We start from the raw sequence: 14,410 nt of genomic DNA, 5'->3' as shown, positions 1-14,410 counted from the left end.
CCGTCCGCCTGCCGTGGAGGCTACGAAGGCTCTTTGGGGAAACTCTGTGACCGGTTTGCCCCGGCTGTGCCGATCAGCCAGTCCCGGCGGGCGGGCGGGGCCGCGCCCGTGGACGGCAGCCGTACCTCGAAACGAGCGCCGACGCCGTGCGGCCCGTCCGTCACCGTGACGCTCCCCCGGTGCAGGGCCGTCTGCTGGGCCACCAGGGTCAGGCCGAGTCCGGAGCCCGAGCTGCCGGGGCCGCGGGCGAAGCGCTCGAAGATCCGGGCGCGGGCCGGCTCGGGCACGCCCGGGCCACGGTCGTCGACCGTGATCACGATCTGCCCGTCCGTCTGCCGTACCCCGACCGTCACGGTGGCCTGCCCGGCCGCGTCCCGCCCGTGGGCCAGGGCGTTGGCCAGCAGGTTGTCGAGGAGGAGACGGATGCCGGGTTCCCAGCCGTGGACCGTCGGCCCGGGTGCCGCCTCCAGCGTGATGCGGGCCTCCGGGGCGCGCCGCCGGGCCTCGGCCACCGCCGCGTCCGCGGTCTCCGTCACGTCCACGGTCCGGAAGGCCTCCGCCTCGACGAGGTCGCCGCGGCCGAGTTCGCGCAGCATCACCAGCAGGTTCAGCAAACGGGCGTGTTCGCCGCGCAGATCGGCCAGGACCTCCGTGCGGTCCGGCTCCGGGAGGTCCGGGTGGCCGGCGAGGATGTCGAGGTTGGTGCCCATGCTCATCAGCGGGGTGCGCAGTTCGTGGGAGGCGGCCGCGGAGAAGGAGCGGGCCGTGTCCAGTGCCTCGGCGGTGCGGGCGGCCTGCTCGTCGTAGCGGGCGAGGACCGTGCGCAGGGTGGCGGCCAGTTCGTCGACCTCGGTCACCCCGGTGGGTTCGTCGGGCGGCCGGGCGGCGCTGGTGCGCGGGTCGAGTCCGGCGGTACGGCGGGTGAGGCGCCGCAGCGGGCCGGTCGCGCCGGTGGCGACGCCCCAGGCGAGCAGGCCGGACAGCGGCGCGGCGAGCAGGGTCGTCACCACCACCCGCCGCCGTACGAGCCGGAGTTGGGCCTGGTCGGCGGCGTTGGGCGAGAAGACCCAGAGGGTGCCCGTGCCGCGCGCGGTGGTGATCGTCCGGGACAGCGCGCGCCAGCTGGTGCCGCCGTCCCGGACGGTGACCGGTCCCCTGGTCGCCTCGGGCAGCGGCACCGAGGCGTCCGGCTGCGGCCCGCCGCTGAAGGTGGCGTCCGGTGCTACGACGCGCACGCCGACGTCGAGGGCCGCGCTGTACAGGAGCCGCTCCTTGTTGTCGGCGGCCTTGGGCCGGCCGCCCGCACTGGCCCGCAGCAGGGCGCGGGCATCCGGGACCACGGCCGTGGCGCGTGCCCGCAGATGACTGTCCTCGGCACTGTGCAGATCGTGGTTGACCAGCCGGAGCAGCAGCCAGCCGGAGGCGAGCACGAGGAGCGGCACGGTGACCCCGACGGCGAGCCCGATACGGGTGGAGAGCCTCACGACGACTCGTCCCTCAGTACGAATCCCACCCCGCGCACGGTGTGGACGAGCCTGGGCCGGCCGTCCGCCTCCAGCTTGCGCCGCAGATAGCTGACGAAGGTGTCGACGGCGTCCGTCCGCACGTCGAAGTCGTAGCCCCACACCCGTTCCAGGAGCTGGTCGCGGGTGAGGACGAGCCCGGCGTTGCGCGCGAGCACCTCGAGGAGTTCGAACTCGCGCCGGGTCAGCTCCAGCGGTCTGCCGTCCCGCTCCGCGGTGCGGGCCGCCGGGTCGATCACCAGGCCCGCGACCCGGAGCACCTCCCCCGCGGGCGGGCGGCGGCGCAGCAACGCGCGCAGCCGCAGCACGAGTTCCTGCAGCGCGAACGGCTTGACCAGGTAGTCGTCGCCGCCCGCCTGGAGCCCGGCGATACGGTCGGCGGTCTCGTCGAGCGCCGACAGCATGAGCACGGGGAGGTCCTGGCCGTCGTGGCGGAGCCGTTCGCACACCTCGATGCCGCTCATGCCGGGCATCGACACATCGAGGACGAGGACGTCCGGCGGCGTCTCCCCGATCACCGCGAGCGCCTCACGGCCGCCGTCCGCCGTCCGCACCCGAAACCCGCTCAGCCGCAGCCCGCGCTCCAACGAACGCCGGATCGCCGGATCGTCGTCCACGACCAGCACCGCACCGGGGCTGCCCGTCTCGCTCATCCGTCCCTCCCCTCAGCGTCCGGTCAGGGTACGACCCTTCCCTGGGACTGCGTCCACACAGGCTCACGCACGCTCGTCCCGGCGCACGGCAGCGGCCGCCGGCTGCTTCTTCGGCCAGATCAGGTACGTCAACGCGACGATCCCGTGGATGCCCAGGGTCCGCAGCGCCGCCCACTGGAAGGCCCTCAGCGACGAGGTGTCGCCGTCGCCGACGTACCGGATCGCCCCCTGGAGCAGGGCGCAGGCGATGGCCACCGCGAGCAGGGTGCGCAGCCAGAGGCGGCCCTCGTGGCGGGCCCGGGCGAGGCCGTAGCGGGGTGGGCCCACGGGTTTCGGCGCCCCGGCCAGGCGATGGGCGGCGTGGCCGTCGAGCCGGCGGATCGTGTGGTGGCCGTAGGCGATGGTGAAGCCGATGTAGAGGGCGGCCAGGCCGTGTCCCCAGCTCGGCTTCGCGCCGTTCTTCAGGTCGACGGCCGTCACCACGAACAGCACGACCTCCAGCAGCGGCTCGCACAGCAGCAGGGCCACGCTCGTACGGCGCCACTCGAGCAGGTAGCGGACGGCGAGCCCGGCCGCCAGCAGCACCCAGAAGCCGACCTCGCAGGCGATGATCAATCCGACGACCACGACACACCCCTTCCCTCGTCCTTCCAGGCTTCCGGTCGGTGCGGGCGCCTTCGTCGTCGGCGGTGACGAGGTCGTGGTACATCGAAAGATGCAGTTCGGGACCCTCCCCCGGAAGCACGCGCGCGGTGCGCGGGCCGTGTTGGATGGAGCCATGGCCGCACGACTCACCCGTCCGCACCGTGACGACGTACTCATCGCCGTGAGCGGACTGGGCGGTGGGCTGCTGCTGTGGGCCATCGGCCTCTACAGCCGGACGGCGAACGACCCGATCACCGTGGTCGACGCCCGCTGGGCGGTCCTCGTGCCGCTCGTCGTCACCACTGCCTGCGAGCTCCTGCGCCGCACCCGCCCGCGCACCGCCCTGCTCGTCGGCACGGTCGCGATCACCGCGGACCTGGTGACCCGCGGCAGCCTCGCCACCATCGTCATGTTCACGGACCTCGTCTATGCGGCCGTCCTGTACGGCACACGTGCCTCCGCCCGCCGCATCGTCTGGATCACCGGCCTGCTCACGGTGCTCGGGACGGTCGTCCCGTACGTGGCCTGGCGCATACCGCAGGCCCTGCTCATCGGGGCCGGCGTCGCGCTCGTCACTCTGGCGCCCGCGGCGACGGGCTGGGTCGTGCGCGACCACCGTGACACCGCCGACGCCGAGCGGCTGCGCGCCGAACAGACCGCGCTGCTCGCCGAGATGGACCGCAGCCAGGCAGTCACCGCCGAACGTGCCCGAATGGCAAGGGAGTTGCACGACATGGTCGCCAACCACCTCTCCGCGATCGCCATCCACTCCACGGCCGCACTGTCCATCGACGATCCCGGCACGTCGAGGGAGGCCCTCGCCGTCATCCGCGAGAACAGCGTCGAAGGGCTCGCGGAGATGCGGCGCCTGATCGGCATCCTGCGCGACACCGACGGTGAGCCGAGCGCGGTCCCGACCCTCGACGGCCTCACCGCCCTCGTCGACGGCGCCCGCGCCAACGGCCTCGACATCGCTCTCGACACCGACCACGGCGCGGTCCCCGCGCCGGTCGAACTCGCCGCCTACCGCATCGTCCAGGAGTCCCTGACCAACGCCCTCAAGCACGCCTGCCCGGGCCGCGTCACCGTCACCCTCGCCCAGCAGGACAGCGTGCTCGACGTGCGGGTGACCAGCCCGTACGGTCACCGGGACGGCCCGCGCGCACCCGGCTCCGGCGCCGGACTCGTCGGCATGCGGGAGCGGGCGGCGCTACTGGGCGGCACCTTCGAGGCCGGCCGCGAGGGCGACTTCTGGGCCGTACGCGCCACGCTCCCCCTGGCCGAAGGAGGTTCCGCATGAGCCGGTCCATCAGGGTCCTCGTCGCCGAGGACCAGTCCGCCGTCCGCGCCGGGCTCGTCCTGATCCTGGGCAGCGCACCCGACATCGAGGTGGTCGGCGAGGCGGCGGACGGCGAGCAGGCGGTGGCGCTGGCACGGGAGTTGAGGCCCGATCTCGTGCTCATGGACGTTCAGATGCCCCGGCTCGACGGAGTGTCGGCGACCCGGCGGGTCGTCGCGGAGCAGCTCGCCGACGTCCTCGTCCTGACCACCTTCGACCTCGACGAGTACGTCTTCGGGGCGTTGCGGGCGGGCGCGGCCGGCTTTCTGCTCAAGAACGCCGAGGCGAAGGACCTGCTGGAGGCGGTACGGACCGTGGCGCGCGGCGAGGGCCTGATCGCCCCGGCCGTCACCCGCCGCCTGATCACCGAGTTCGCCACCACCTCCGTACGTGAGCCGACGGCCGATCCGGCCGTGCTCGACAGCCTCACCCGCCGCGAGCGCGAGGTCCTGTCCTGTCTCGGCGAGGGCCTGTCCAACGCCGCCATCGCGGCCCGTCTCGACATGGCGGAGGCGACGGCGAAGACGCACGTCAGCCGCCTTCTCGGGAAGCTGGAGCTGCGCAGCAGGGTCCAAGCGGCGGTACTCGCCCAGGAGTTGGGGATCTAGCACGTGCCGCCCCAGAGTGGTCCAGACCTATTGACCGATGGTCCAGACCTTTCTATTCTCGCGGCACTGTGGGCGTGAAGGCTCAGTCATGCCCCCCAACTCCCCATAGGAGGCGCACCATGCGCTTCGGACACAGAGCCGCGGCAGGCTTCGCGACCCTGTTGCTGCCGCTGGCCGGTCTCGTCGGCCTCGCAGGCCCCGCCCAGGCCGCGACCACCGCGACGGCCACGTACGCCAAGACCCAGGACTGGGGCACCGGCTTCGAAGGCAAGTGGACGGTGAAGAACACCGGCACCACGGCCATCAGTTCCTGGACGGTCGAGTGGGACTTCCCCTCCGGTACGTCCGTCACCTCGGCCTGGGACGCGGACGTCACGTCCTCCGGAACCCACTGGACCGCCAAGAACAAGTCCTACAACGGATCCATAGCCCCGGGCGCCTCCGTCTCCTTCGGCTTCAACGGCGCGGGCTCCGGCTCGCCCTCCAACTGCAAGCTGAACGGCGACAGTTGCGACGGCACCACGGTCCCCGGCGACGCGGCGCCCTCCGCGCCGGGCACCCCCACCGCCTCCTCGATCACCGACACCTCGGTGAAGCTGTCCTGGTCGGCGGCGACCGACGACAAGGGCATCAAGAACTACGACGTCCTGCGCGACGGCAAGGTCGTCTCGACGGTCACCACGACCTCGTACACGGACACCGGCCTGACCGCCGGCTCCGACTACTCCTACACCGTCCAGGCCCGTGACACCGCCGACCAGACCGGCCCGGTCAGCGGCTCGGTCGCCGTGCACACCACGGGCGGCACGACCACTCCCCCGACCTCCGGCTCCACGGTCAAGCTCGGCTACTTCACCGAGTGGGGCATCTACGGCCGCAACTACAACGTCAAGAACCTGGTGACGTCGGGATCCGCGTCGAAGATCACACACATCAACTACGCCTTCGGCAACGTGACGAACGGCCAGTGCGCGATCGGCGACTCCTACGCCGACTACGACAAGGCGTTCACCGCCGACCAGTCGGTGAGCGGTGTGGCCGACACCTGGGACCAGCCGCTGCGCGGCAACTTCAACCAGCTGCGCGAGCTGAAGGCCAAGTACCCGAACATCAAGGTGCTGTGGTCCTTCGGCGGCTGGACCTGGTCCGGCGGCTTCGGGCAGGCGGCGGCGAACCCGACCGCCTTCGCGAACTCCTGCTACAACCTGGTCAAGGACCCGCGCTGGGCTGACGTGTTCGACGGCATCGACATCGACTGGGAGTACCCGAACGCCTGCGGCCTGTCCTGCGACACCAGCGGCGCGGCGGCCTTCAAGAACGTGATGTCGGCGCTGCGTGCGAAGTTCGGCGCCGGCGCGCTGGTCACGGCCGCGGTCACCGCGGACGGCTCCTCCGGCGGCAAGATCGAGGCCGCCGACTACGCGGGCGCCGCCCAGTACGTCAACTGGTACAACGTGATGACGTACGACTTCTTCGGCGCCTGGGACGCCCAGGGCCCGACCGCCCCGCACTCCCCGCTCACCTCGTACAGCGGCATCCCGAAGGCCGGGTTCACCACGGCCGACGCGATCGCCAAGTACAAGGCGGCCGGCGTCCCCGCGAGCAAGCTGCTGATCGGCATCGGCTTCTACGGCCGCGGCTGGACGGGCGTGACCCAGGACGCGCCGGGCGGCACCGCCACGGGCGCCGCGGCGGGAACGTACGAGCAGGGCATCGAGGACTACAAGGTCCTCAAGACGTCCTGCCCGGTCACCGGCACCGTCGCCGGCACGGCGTATGCGCACTGCGGCAGCAACTGGTGGTCGTACGACACCCCGTCGACCATCGCCGGGAAGATGAGCTGGGCCAAGTCCCAGGGTCTGGGCGGCGCGTTCTTCTGGGAGTTCAGCGGCGACACCAGCAACGGTGAGCTCGTGAGCGCCATCAGCAACAACCTGTGAGCACCTAGGCGACGTTGACGCGCTGACCGGGCGGGGCTGCCTCCAGCCACGCGAGGAAACCGGTCAGCGCGTCTTCGCTCATCGCGAGTTCGAGACGCGTGCCGCGGTGCAGACAGGTGAGGATCACCGCATCGGAGAGCAGTGCCAGCTCCTCCTCGCCCTCGGGGAGGCGGCGGCCGGCGACCTCGATCGCGGCGCGCTCCAGGATGCGGCGCGGGCGGTAGGCGTAGGAGAAGACGCGGTACCACTCGATGCGGTCGCCGTTGTAGCGGGCGACTCCGTAGCTCCAGCCTTTTCCGCTGGTGTCGGTCTTCTCCGGGACGTCCCAGCGCAGGCTGCAGTCGAAGGTGCCGCCCGAGCGCTGGATCAGTCTGCGGCGCAGGCCGAAGACGAACAGCCCCAGCACCACAAGGGCGACCACGGCTCCGCACACAGTCAGAGCGAGGACCATCGACACCGACCTCCTCGTCTCCTAGGTACCGAAAATAGGTAACGGAACGGAAAAAACCCTTATATCTGCCTCAGCCGCGGTCGGCTCCGGATTGCTCCGGTGCCGGCCGCGGCTGAGTGACGTCTTCACACCGCGTGGGGCTTCAGCGGGTCGCCGTCGCCGCACGCAGTCGTACGTCCGCGCGTCGCTCGGCGGAGGCGTCGCCCTCCGCCTTCGCGCGCTCCAGCTCGCGCTCCGCGCGCTGGACATCGATCTCGTCCGACAGCTCGGCGATCTCGGCCAGCAGCGACAGCTTGTTGTCCGCGAACGAGATGAAACCGCCGTGCACCGCGGCGACGACCGTTCCACCATCACTCGTACGGATGGTCACCGGGCCCGACTCCAGCACACCGAGCAGCGGCTGGTGACCGGGCATGACGCCGATGTCGCCGGACGTGGTGCGCGCGACGACCAGGGTGGCCTCGCCGGACCAGACCTCTCGGTCGGCCGCGACCAGCGCGACGTGCAGCTCAGCAGCCAAGGTGGCTCCTCGGGTCACCACCCGGCGGGTCTGCCGGGTGTTGGTTACAAGTCTAGTGGGCGTGGCAGAGGGGGCGGGACGTACCCCGCCCCCTCGCACATGAGCCGTAGGGCTCAATTCGAACTCAGGGAGTTCAGGAGACGCCCAGCTCCTTGGCGTTGGCCTTGAGGTCCTCGATGCCACCGCACATGAAGAACGCCTGCTCCGGGAAGTGGTCGTACTCGCCGTCGCAGATCGCGTTGAAGGCCGCGATCGACTCGTCCAGCGGGACGTCCGACCCGTCGACGCCGGTGAACTGCTTGGCGACGTGGGTGTTCTGGGACAGGAAGCGCTCCACGCGACGGGCACGGTGGACGACGAGCTTGTCCTCCTCGCCGAGCTCGTCGATACCGAGGATCGCGATGATGTCCTGGAGGTCCTTGTACTTCTGCAGGATCGTCTTGACGCGCATGGCGGCGTCGTAGTGGTCCTGCGCGATGTAGCGCGGGTCCAGGATGCGGGACGTGGAGTCCAGCGGGTCCACGGCCGGGTAGATGCCCTTCTCGGAGATCGGACGGGAGAGAACCGTCGTCGCGTCGAGGTGGGCGAAGGTGGTGGCCGGGGCCGGGTCGGTCAGGTCGTCCGCGGGAACGTAGATCGCCTGCATCGAGGTGATCGAGTGACCACGGGTCGAGGTGATGCGCTCCTGGAGGAGACCCATCTCGTCGGCCAGGTTCGGCTGGTAGCCCACCGCGGAGGGCATACGGCCGAGCAGCGTCGACACCTCGGAACCGGCCTGCGTGAAGCGGAAGATGTTGTCGATGAAGAACAGCACGTCCTGCTTCTGCACATCGCGGAAGTACTCCGCCATGGTCAGACCCGCGAGGGCCACGCGCAGACGGGTGCCCGGGGGCTCGTCCATCTGACCGAAGACCAGCGCGGTCTTGTCGATGACGCCCGAGTCGGACATCTCCTCGATGAGGTCGTTGCCCTCACGGGTGCGCTCGCCGACACCGGCGAACACGGAGACACCGTCGTGGTTGTTGGCGACGCGGTAGATCATCTCCTGGATGAGCACCGTCTTGCCGACGCCGGCGCCGCCGAACAGACCGATCTTTCCACCCTTGACGTACGGGGTGAGAAGGTCGATGACCTTGACGCCGGTCTCGAACATCTCGGTCTTCGACTCGAGCTCGTCGAAGTTCGGGGCCTTGCGGTGGATGCCCCAGCGCTCGCCGTCGTACTGCTCGTCGACGTTGAGCACCTCACCGAGGGTGTTGAACACCTTGCCCTTGGTGAAGTCGCCGACCGGCACGGTGATGGAGTTGCCCGTGTCGGTCACCGCGGACTGGCGGACCAGACCGTCGGTGGGCTGCATGGAGATGGTGCGGACCAGGCCGTCACCCAGGTGCTGGGCGACCTCCAGGGTCAGCGTCTTCTTCTCGCCGGCGTTGGCCGGGTCGGCCACCTCGACGTGAAGCGCGTTGTAGATGTCCGGCATCGCGTCGACGGGGAACTCCACGTCGACGACCGGGCCGATGACCCGGGCGACGCGGCCCGTAGCCGTCGCGGTCTCAACAGTGGTGGTCATTAGCGGTCACTCCCCGCGGTCGCGTCGGCCAGGGCGCTCGCGCCACCGACGATCTCGCTGATTTCCTGGGTGATTTCGGCCTGGCGGGCCGCGTTGGCAAGACGGGAGAGCGTCTCGATGAGCTCGCCCGCGTTGTCGGTCGCCGACTTCATCGCGCGCCGCGTGGCGGCGTGCTTGGAAGCGGCCGACTGGAGCAGCGCGTTGTAGATACGGCTCTCCACATAGCGCGGCAGCAGGGCGTCGAGGACGTCCTCCGCCGAGGGCTCGAAGTCGTACAGCGGGAGGATCTCGCCCTGGGGGGCTGCTTCCTTCGCCACTTCTTCGAGGCTGAGCGGCAGCAGACGGTCGTCGAGGGCCGTCTGCGTCATCATCGACACGAACTCGGTGAAGACGATGTGGAGTTCGTCCACGCCGCCCTCGGCCGTCTCGGTCTCGATGGCCTCGATCAGCGGCGCCGCGACCTTCTTGGCGTCCGCGTACGTGGGCTCGTCGGTGAAGCCGGTCCACGACTCCGCGACCTTGCGCTCACGGAAGTTGTAGTGGGCGAGGCCACGGCGGCCGACGATGTAGATGTCGACCTCCTTGCCCTCGCGCTCCAGCCGCTCGGTGAGCTGCTCCGCCGCCTTGATGGCGTTGGAGTTGAAGGCACCGGCGAGACCGCGGTCGCTCGTGAGGAGCAGCACCGCGGACCGCGTGACCGTCTCGGCCTGCGTGGTCAGCGGGTGCTTGGTGTTCGAGCCGGTACCGACCGCAGTGACCGCACGCGTCAGTTCCTGCGCGTACGGCGTGGAGGCCGCCACCTTGCGCTGCGCCTTGACGACGCGCGAGGCGGCGATCATCTCCATCGCCTTGGTGATCTTCTTGGTCGCGGTGACGGATCGGATGCGACGCTTGTAGACCCGGAGCTGGGCTCCCATGAGTCAGGTCCCTTCCTTACGTCACTTGGCGGCGGCCGGGGCGTCCTCGCCGAGAAGCTTGCCGTCCGAGGTCTCGAACTGCTTCTTGAACTCGGCGATCGCGTCGGCGACAGCGGTGAGGGTGTCGTCCGACATCTTGCCGCCCTCCTTGATGGAGGTGAGCAGGCCCTGCTCCTTGCGGTGCAGGTACTCCAGCAGCTCCTTCTCGAAGCGGCGGATGTCGTTGACCGGGACGTCGTCCATCTTGCCGGTGGTGCCGGCCCACACCGAGACGACCTGGTCCTCGGTCGACATCGGCTGGTACTGGGCCTGCTTCAGCAGCTCGACCATGCGCTGACCGCGCTCCAGCTGCGCCTTCGACGCGGCGTCCAGGTCGGAACCGAAGGCGGCGAACGCCTCCAGCTCACGGAACTGGGCGAGGTCGACACGCAGACGGCCGGAGACCTGCTTCATCGCCTTGTGCTGCGCGGAACCACCGACTCGGGAGACGGAGATACCGACGTTCAGCGCGGGGCGCTGACCGGCGTTGAACAGGTCCGACTCCAGGAAGCACTGGCCGTCGGTGATGGAGATGACGTTGGTCGGGATGAACGCCGAGACGTCGTTGGCCTTGGTCTCGACGATCGGAAGACCGGTCATCGAGCCGGCGCCCATGTCGTCGGAGAGCTTCGCGCAGCGCTCCAGCAGACGGGAGTGCAGGTAGAAGACGTCACCCGGGTAGGCCTCACGGCCCGGCGGGCGGCGCAGCAGCAGCGACACGGCGCGGTAGGCGTCGGCCTGCTTCGACAGGTCGTCGAAGATGATGAGGACGTGCTTGCCCTCGTACATCCACTGCTGACCGATGGCCGAACCGGTGTACGGCGCAAGGTACTTGAAGCCGGCCGGGTCGGACGCGGGGGCGGCGACGATGGTCGTGTACTCCAGCGCGCCGTTCTCCTCCAGCGCGCGGCGGACCGACGCGATGGTCGAGCCCTTCTGGCCGATGGCGACGTAGATGCAGCGGACCTGCTTCTTCGGGTCGCCCGAGCGCCAGTTGTCGCGCTGGTTGATGATCGTGTCGACGGCCAGGGCGGTCTTGCCGGTCTGGCGGTCACCGATGATCAGCTGACGCTGACCGCGGCCGACGGGGGTCATCGCGTCGACGGCCTTGTAGCCGGTCTCCATCGGCTCGTGCACCGACTTGCGCTGCATGACCGTGGGGGCCTGCAGTTCGAGGGCGCGGCGACCGGACGTCTCGATCTCGCCGAGGCCGTCGATCGGGTTGCCGAGCGGGTCGACGACGCGGCCGAGGTAGCCCTCGCCGACTGCCACGGAGAGCACCTCACCGGTGCGCTGCACCGGCTGACCCTCCTCGATGCCGCTGAACTCACCGAGGACGATGGCACCGATCTCGCGCTCCTCGAGGTTGAGGGCGAGGCCGAGGGTGCCGTCCTCGAACTTCAGCAGTTCGTTGGCCATGGCCGAGGGCAGACCCTCGACCTTCGCGATGCCGTCGCCGGCAAGGGTGACCGTACCGACCTCCTCGCGCGAGGCCGCGTCCGGCTTGTACGACTGGACGAAGTTCTCCAGCGCGTCCCGGATCTCCTCCGGCCGGATCGTGAGCTCCGCCATCTGGGTTCCCTGCTCTCCTTGTTGGGCCCGAAGTTTCAACTTGGGGGTCTGGGGGCGACCCCCAGGAATCCTCTGCACGACCCAACCGGGCCGTAGGTACGTACTGCTGTACTGCTCTGTTCTGCTTATGAAGTTGCTGCTCAGCCCGCCAGGCGGCGGCCGGCGTCCTCGATGCGGTCCGCGATCGAGCCGTTGATGACCTCATCGCCGACCTGCACCCGGATTCCGCCGAGGACCTCGGGGTCCACGTCGATGTTGAGGTGCATCGTGTGGCCGTAGAGCTTCGCGAGAGCGGCGCCCAGGCGCTGCTTCTGCGTGTCGCTCAGCGGCACCGCCGAGGTGACGACGGCGACCAGCCGGTCCCGGCGCTCGGCGGCGAGCTTGGACAGGGACTCCAGTCCCGCCTCCAGGCTACGTCCCCGCGGCGCGGTCACAAGGCGCGTCACAAGACGCTCGGTCGACGGGACGGCCCGGCGGCCGAGCAGCCGGTGCAGCAGCTCGGTCTTGGCCGCGGTGGTGGCGGCGCGGTCGGTCAGCGCGGCACGCAGCTCGGTGTTCGAGGAGACGATCCGCCCGAAGCGGAACAGCTCGTCCTCCACGTCGTCGAGCGCGCCCCTCTTCTGCGCGGCGGTGAGCTCGGCGGTGTCCGCCAGCTCCTCCAGCGCGTCCACCAGGTCACGGGACTGCGACCACCGGGAGCGCACCATGCCGGACACCAGGTCGGCAGTGGCCCCGCCGACCTGGGAGCCGAGCAGACGCTGGGCCAGCTCGGCCTTCGCCTCACCGGCCTGCGCCGGGTCGGTGAGGACCCGACGCAGCGACACCTCGCGGTCGAGCAGCGCGGTGACGGCGGCCAGCTCGTCGGCGAGCTTCGTCGCGTCGGCGGACGTGGAGTCCGTCAGCGCGTCGAGGCGCTCGCGTGCGGCTGCCAGGGCCTCGCGGCTCGCTCCGTTCATCGGGTGGCCTCGGCCTTCTCCTCGAGGTCGTCGAGGAAGCGGTCGATGACGCGGCTCTGCCGGGCGTGGTCCTCGAGGGACTCACCGACGAGCTTGCCGGCCAGCTCGGTCGCGAGGTGACCGACGTCCTGCCGCAGCGCGGACGCGGCGGCCTTGCGGTCGGCCTCGATCTGCGCGTGGCCGGCGGCGACGATCTCCTCGCGCTGCCGCTGGCCCTCGGCGCGCATCTCGGCGATCAGCGCGGCACCCTGCTCCTGCGCCTCCTGGCGCAGACGCGCGGCCTCGTGCCGGGCCTCGGCGAGCTGGGCCTTGTACTGCTCGAGAACGCTCTGCGCCTCGACCTGAGCGGCCTCGGCCTTCTCGATGCCACCTTCGATCGCCTCGCGGCGCTCCTCCAGAACCTTGTTGATGTTCGGGAGCAGCTTCTTCCAGAAGAAGAAGAACACGATGGCGAAGGCGATGGCGCCGACGAGCAGCTCGGGACCAGCCGGGACGAGGGGGTTCTGCTTTTCCTCGGCCGCGAGCTGTACCAAGTGGTTGGCGATCACATCAGTGCCTTTCGTCGCTTCGTGTGGGTCAGAAGTGAATTACTGACCGAACACGAACGGCATAACGATGCCGATGAGGGCGAGCGCCTCGCAGAAGGCGAAGCCGAGGATCTGGTTGGCGCGGATCAGGCCGGCAGCCTCGGGCTGACGGGCGAGGGCCTGGGTGCCGTTACCGAAGATGATGCCGACGCCGACGCCGGGGCCGATGGCAGCGAGGCCGTAACCGACCGAACCGATGGAACCGGAGACAGCGGCGAGGGTCTCAGTGGCAGCCATGCTGAATCTTCCTTCTCTTAACGGACCGATGGGGGTTGACCACCGGACGGCTGGGGGTTGGGGGTGGGGCTCAGTGGTGCTCGGCGAGAGCGCCCTGAATGTACGAGCAGGCCAGCAGCACGAAGACGTACGCCTGGACGGCCTGCACGAAAAGCTCGAAGAGGATCATGATCACGGTCATCACGAACGAGACGCCGGCGGCCGGGATCATGTAGCTGTTCAGCAGGTACCAGGAGGCGACGGTGAACATCACCAGCATCAGGTGACCCGCGAACATGTTGGCGAAGAGTCGCACCGCGTGCGTGAACGGGCGGACGAAGAGGTTCGAGAAGAACTCGATGACCATGACGAGCGGCAGCACCGCGCCGAGCGTCTTGTCATAGCCGGTGATGTTCTTGAAGAAACCGACGAAGCCGTGGCGCTTGAAGGTGAGTCCGACCCACAGGATCCAGACGAGCGCGGCCAGGACGACCGGGAAGGCGAAGACCGACGACACCGGGAACTGTGCCAGCGGGATCACGGACCAGATGTTCATGATCCAGATGAAGAAGAAGAGGGACACCATGAGCGGCACCCACTTCTCGCCCTCGCGCTTGCCGAGCGTCTCGTAGACGATGCCGCGGCGCACGAAGTCGTAACCGGCCTCGCCGACCATCTGCAGCTTGCCCGGGACCACCTTCGCCTTGCCGAAGGCCGCCCAGAAGAAGGTGACGACGAGGAGGCTGGTGATGAGCGCAAGCAGCATCACCTTGTTGAACTCGACCCCACCGACCGTGACGATCGGCTTGAACAGGAACGAGTGCAGACCCGGAGCCGGGAAGCCACACCCGTTGTCGGACATGATCCGACAACT

Annotated in this window: 15 protein-coding genes; 3 read left to right on the top strand and 12 right to left on the bottom strand. The window is 69.5% G+C overall.

What is annotated here, in order from left to right:
* Positions 1 to 20: 20 nt before the first annotated feature.
* The 3 genes from ACFY1U_RS10005 to ACFY1U_RS09995 form a co-directional block, all read right to left on the bottom strand.
* Positions 21 to 1,484, bottom strand: coding sequence for a sensor histidine kinase (locus tag ACFY1U_RS10005; RefSeq protein WP_390693595.1), 1,464 nt, complete (start codon positions 1,482 to 1,484; stop codon positions 21 to 23).
* Positions 1,481 to 2,176, bottom strand: coding sequence for a response regulator transcription factor (locus ACFY1U_RS10000; RefSeq protein ID WP_390693594.1), 696 nt, complete (start codon positions 2,174 to 2,176; stop codon positions 1,481 to 1,483). The genes ACFY1U_RS10005 and ACFY1U_RS10000 overlap by 4 nt, the downstream gene beginning before the upstream one ends.
* A gap of 63 nt (positions 2,177 to 2,239) precedes the next feature.
* On the bottom strand, positions 2,240 to 2,803 hold the full coding sequence (locus ACFY1U_RS09995; protein ID WP_390693593.1) for a hypothetical protein: 564 nt from the start codon (positions 2,801 to 2,803) through the stop codon (positions 2,240 to 2,242).
* A 151-nt stretch (positions 2,804 to 2,954) separates the two neighbouring features.
* Here ACFY1U_RS09995 and ACFY1U_RS09990 point away from each other — a divergent pair, with 151 nt between their 5' ends.
* From ACFY1U_RS09990 to ACFY1U_RS09980, 3 genes are all read left to right on the top strand, one after another.
* Positions 2,955 to 4,121 carry a sensor histidine kinase gene (locus ACFY1U_RS09990; RefSeq protein ID WP_390693592.1) on the top strand — a complete coding sequence of 389 codons (1,167 nt, stop codon included), beginning with the start codon at positions 2,955 to 2,957 and terminating at the stop codon, positions 4,119 to 4,121.
* Entirely contained in the window at positions 4,118 to 4,768 is a 651-nt protein-coding gene (locus tag ACFY1U_RS09985; RefSeq protein ID WP_390693591.1) for a response regulator, read from the top strand. The genes ACFY1U_RS09990 and ACFY1U_RS09985 overlap by 4 nt, the downstream gene beginning before the upstream one ends.
* Before the next feature lie 119 nt (positions 4,769 to 4,887).
* Complete coding sequence (locus ACFY1U_RS09980; protein WP_390693590.1) at positions 4,888 to 6,708, top strand: glycosyl hydrolase family 18 protein; 1,821 nt, start codon at positions 4,888 to 4,890, stop codon at positions 6,706 to 6,708.
* Between the two features lie 4 nt (positions 6,709 to 6,712).
* On the opposite strand, the gene ACFY1U_RS09975 is transcribed toward ACFY1U_RS09980, so the two are convergent.
* From ACFY1U_RS09975 to atpB, 9 genes are all read right to left on the bottom strand, one after another.
* Positions 6,713 to 7,159, bottom strand: a complete 447-nt coding sequence (locus ACFY1U_RS09975; protein ID WP_390693589.1) for a DUF2550 domain-containing protein — start codon at positions 7,157 to 7,159, stop codon at positions 6,713 to 6,715.
* Between the two features lie 142 nt (positions 7,160 to 7,301).
* The gene (locus ACFY1U_RS09970) at positions 7,302 to 7,679 is read right to left on the bottom strand and encodes a F0F1 ATP synthase subunit epsilon (RefSeq protein WP_123967497.1); all 378 of its coding nucleotides are present in this window, start codon (positions 7,677 to 7,679) and stop codon (positions 7,302 to 7,304) included.
* A 133-nt stretch (positions 7,680 to 7,812) separates the two neighbouring features.
* Complete coding sequence (atpD, locus tag ACFY1U_RS09965; RefSeq protein ID WP_390693588.1) at positions 7,813 to 9,249, bottom strand: F0F1 ATP synthase subunit beta; 1,437 nt, start codon at positions 9,247 to 9,249, stop codon at positions 7,813 to 7,815.
* Positions 9,249 to 10,166 carry a F0F1 ATP synthase subunit gamma gene (locus ACFY1U_RS09960; RefSeq protein ID WP_390693587.1) on the bottom strand — a complete coding sequence of 306 codons (918 nt, stop codon included), beginning with the start codon at positions 10,164 to 10,166 and terminating at the stop codon, positions 9,249 to 9,251. The genes atpD and ACFY1U_RS09960 overlap by 1 nt, the downstream gene beginning before the upstream one ends.
* A gap of 21 nt (positions 10,167 to 10,187) precedes the next feature.
* On the bottom strand, positions 10,188 to 11,777 hold the full coding sequence (gene atpA / locus ACFY1U_RS09955; RefSeq protein ID WP_344399116.1) for a F0F1 ATP synthase subunit alpha: 1,590 nt from the start codon (positions 11,775 to 11,777) through the stop codon (positions 10,188 to 10,190).
* Between the two features lie 140 nt (positions 11,778 to 11,917).
* Complete coding sequence (locus ACFY1U_RS09950; protein ID WP_390693586.1) at positions 11,918 to 12,733, bottom strand: F0F1 ATP synthase subunit delta; 816 nt, start codon at positions 12,731 to 12,733, stop codon at positions 11,918 to 11,920.
* Complete coding sequence (locus tag ACFY1U_RS09945) at positions 12,730 to 13,281, bottom strand: F0F1 ATP synthase subunit B (RefSeq protein WP_390693585.1); 552 nt, start codon at positions 13,279 to 13,281, stop codon at positions 12,730 to 12,732. Before ACFY1U_RS09945 ends, ACFY1U_RS09950 begins: the two co-directional genes overlap by 4 nt.
* Positions 13,282 to 13,320: 39 nt before the next feature.
* Positions 13,321 to 13,557 carry a F0F1 ATP synthase subunit C gene (locus tag ACFY1U_RS09940; protein ID WP_310766993.1) on the bottom strand — a complete coding sequence of 79 codons (237 nt, stop codon included), beginning with the start codon at positions 13,555 to 13,557 and terminating at the stop codon, positions 13,321 to 13,323.
* A 70-nt stretch (positions 13,558 to 13,627) separates the two neighbouring features.
* Entirely contained in the window at positions 13,628 to 14,398 is a 771-nt protein-coding gene (atpB, locus tag ACFY1U_RS09935) for a F0F1 ATP synthase subunit A (protein ID WP_390693689.1), read from the bottom strand.
* Positions 14,399 to 14,410: the final 12 nt, after the last annotated feature.

The organism is Streptomyces sp. NPDC001351 (assembly GCF_042896045.1).
GTDB lineage: Bacteria > Actinomycetota > Actinomycetes > Streptomycetales > Streptomycetaceae > Streptomyces.
This window is presented reverse-complemented; position numbering and strand designations above follow the sequence as displayed.